Source organism: Nostoc sp. CHAB 5715, assembly GCF_020829685.1.
Lineage (GTDB): Bacteria > Cyanobacteriota > Cyanobacteriia > Cyanobacteriales > Nostocaceae > Nostoc.
Genome location: NZ_JAIVFR010000910.1, coordinates 1 through 3,030 on the forward strand (window position 1 = coordinate 1; position 3,030 = coordinate 3,030).

General features: G+C 40.5%; 3 protein-coding genes. 2 read left to right on the forward strand and 1 reads right to left on the reverse strand.

All coding sequences use genetic code 11. The annotated features are described in order from the left end of the window. Positions 1-418: 418 nt before the first annotated feature. Entirely contained in the window at positions 419-1,891 is a 1,473-nt protein-coding gene (gene glcD, locus LC574_RS33535) for a glycolate oxidase subunit GlcD (RefSeq protein WP_229457903.1), read from the reverse strand. 232 nt (positions 1,892-2,123) lie between these two features. Between glcD and LC574_RS33540 the strand changes: the two genes are divergently transcribed. Continuing rightward, on the forward strand, positions 2,124-2,360 hold the full coding sequence (locus LC574_RS33540) for a DUF2281 domain-containing protein (RefSeq protein WP_229457904.1): 237 nt from the start codon (positions 2,124-2,126) through the stop codon (positions 2,358-2,360). Next, positions 2,350-2,676, forward strand: coding sequence for a class I SAM-dependent methyltransferase (locus LC574_RS33545; RefSeq protein WP_229457905.1), 327 nt, complete (start codon positions 2,350-2,352; stop codon positions 2,674-2,676). The genes LC574_RS33540 and LC574_RS33545 overlap by 11 nt, the downstream gene beginning before the upstream one ends. Positions 2,677-3,030 lie beyond the last annotated feature (354 nt).

A 3,030-nucleotide genomic window follows, 5' to 3' on the forward strand; every position in this document is an offset into this window, starting at 1 on the left:
CCACTAGCAACATTAGTGAGCCAAACGCCGCGAATTTCTGTAGTTAAAGGACTTATATTTTGGGAATGAACTGGCAGTGAAGAGACTGAAGAAACTGTTAAAATGATTACTAATCCCAAACACAGTAAGTAAGAAACACAACGGCGAGCAACCCGATTCATTTGTAAGTGTGACCTAGTGCGATCGGAATATATATAACTACAAAATAAAATTGTAATTCTCCGGATGATGTAAAAAAATGATGATTCAGAATTCAAGAGTCAGAACTCAGAATTCAGAATAGTTGAAATAATGAGAGCCAATTTTGGTCATGAATATACTTAACGATACCAAAACCTGATAAATTATGACTCCTGTACAGACGCGATTAATCGCGTCTCTCCTAACTCCTGTACAGACGCGATTAATCGCGTCTCTCTTAAAATCTTTCCACACCTTCAAATTGTTTGAGTGCCGATGCATTGGCTGCTTCACCACAAGTTCGTGGTGTGGGGAATATCTTTTCAGGATTTGCTAACCCTTTAGGATTAAAAACTTGCCGTACCCATTGCATAGTTTCTAAATCCACTTGGCTAAACATCTGTGGCATATAGCATTTTTTCTCTTCACCAATCCCATGTTCCCCAGAAATACTACCACCAACTTGGACACAAAGTTTGAGAATTTTTCCACCCATTTCTTCTACTTGCTCTAATGCTCCAGACACAGAATTATCATAAAGAATTAGCGGATGAAGATTGCCATCGCCAGCATGAAATACATTAGCAACACGATAACCGTATTGTTCACTTAATGTCTTAATCTCGTGCAAAACATAAGGCAACTGAGTTCGAGGAATTACGCCATCTTGTACATAATAATCTGGACTTAAATGCCCAGCCGCAGCAAAAGCGGCTTTGCGTCCTTTCCATAATTTCAATCTGGTTTCTGGGTCAGTAGCAGAAGTGACATTCCGCGCCCCATTCTTTTTACAAATTTCAATAACTCGCTGCTTATTTCCTGCAACTTCCACTTCTAAACCGTCAATTTCTATTAGCAAAATGGCAGTAGCATCGCGGGGATAACAATTAGTTGCTACAACATCTTCAACTGCATTGATACTGAAATTATCCATCATTTCCATACCACCAGGAATAATCCCGGCGCTGATGATGTCAGAAACAGTTGCTCCCGCAGCTTCAATGCTAGTAAAATCTGCCAACAGCACACAAATTGATTCTGCACTTTTGAGAATTCGCAAAGTAATTTCTGTGGCAATTCCTAAAGTGCCTTCAGAACCAACAAAAACACCTGTTAAATCATAACCAGGCATTTCTGGGATTTGTCCGCCTAAATCGATAATTTCCCCTTCTGGCGTGACAATTTTTAATCCCAAAACGTGGTTAGTTGTAACACCGTATTTAAGGCAATGTACGCCACCAGAGTTTTCGGCAATATTGCCCCCAATAGAGCAAATAATTTGACTAGAAGGGTCAGGAGCGTAGTAAAAACCAGCACCACTGACAGCTTGTGTTACCCAACTATTAATCACCCCTGGTTGGACAACTGTTCGTTGATTTTCCAAATCAATGCTGAGGATTTGCCGCATTAAGGAAGTGACAATTAAAACAGAATCTTCTAATGGCAAAGCGCCGCCAGATAGACCAGTGCCAGAGCCGCGTGCTATGAAGGGGATAGAGTATTGGTTGCATATTTTCACAATTTGGGCAACTTGTTCTGTAGTTCTGGGTAATAGAACCACAGCCGGACGTTGGCGATAGCCAGTTAAACCATCGCATTCATAAGTAATGAGTTCTTCGCGGCGTTGCACCACACCATTTTTGCCAAGGACAGCCTCGAATGCTTTGAGAATGGGTTTCCAGTTGCGTTGTTTTTTATCTTGCGTAAGCATAGTTTTTTAAAGTTCAAGGTAGATGTATAGAGGATTGCAGGCTTTTTTGGCACGCATTAATTACTATTGTTGCAAGAATAGCAGCTAAGAGGAGTAAAAGCGATCGCATGATTTGAGTACGGAAGATGTGATGTCTCTTAATGAGTGCGTTGAATGATGTTAGAATCTAGATATTTTGTTAATTGTAGGGCTACAGTAACATAGAGTCAGACATTTAACACCAGAGGGTGAAATGACTTACCAAGTTTTAGATTCCACCTCAAAATTAATTGCAAAGCTGCAAACCCTAGCACCCGAACAGCAACAACAGGTGTTAGATTTTGTTGAATTTTTAGCACAAAAATATGCTCAACCTCAACAATCACCCCAGGAACAGGTACTAGGTTTAAACCAAGGTAAGATTTGGATAAGTGATGATTTTAATGAACCTTTACCTGATGAATTTTGGTTAGGTGAAAGTGAGGGATGAAACTGTTATTAGACAACAAAGCAATATGAGTGAAAACCTGACTCAAAAAATTCAAAATGATTTTGATCGCATTGCTCTGTATGACCAACAGGGATGGGATCATAATAATCACTATCACCATTTTCTACTCAAACAGTTTCCAAAGCGATATAAAACCATCCTAGACATCGGTTGTGGAACAGGTGAATTTTCACGTCTTTTAGCTAAATGTACTGACAGAGTTGTTGCAATTGACTTATCTCCAAATATGATAGAAGTTGCCAAGCAACGTTCAAGACAGTATACAAATATTGATTTTCAAGAAGCCCATCGATAAGCAGGAAGTTGCTCACTTCAACCTGTTGACGGCAAATGGCAGAAATGAATGCGACGTTGAAATGATTTACTTGCTGACTCGAGAAGGATTTATCAAGTCTGCTTTGGCGGAGTATCGTGATCGCAAGGATGCCACGAGTCGGTTTATGCTTGCGGCGATTGTTCTTAATTCCGATACGATTCAATCGGTTATTCGTCGGGAAATCCGCCGGGTGAGTGATATTCTCGTTGATCCATCCCCAAGGTTTCAACCGCACGGCGAATTGCACCTTCGGCTTTGTCCCAAACTTCATCGGAACCGATATACTTATCACTAGCTGGATCGCGGAAACTGAGTCTAGCTTTAAAGTTCTTC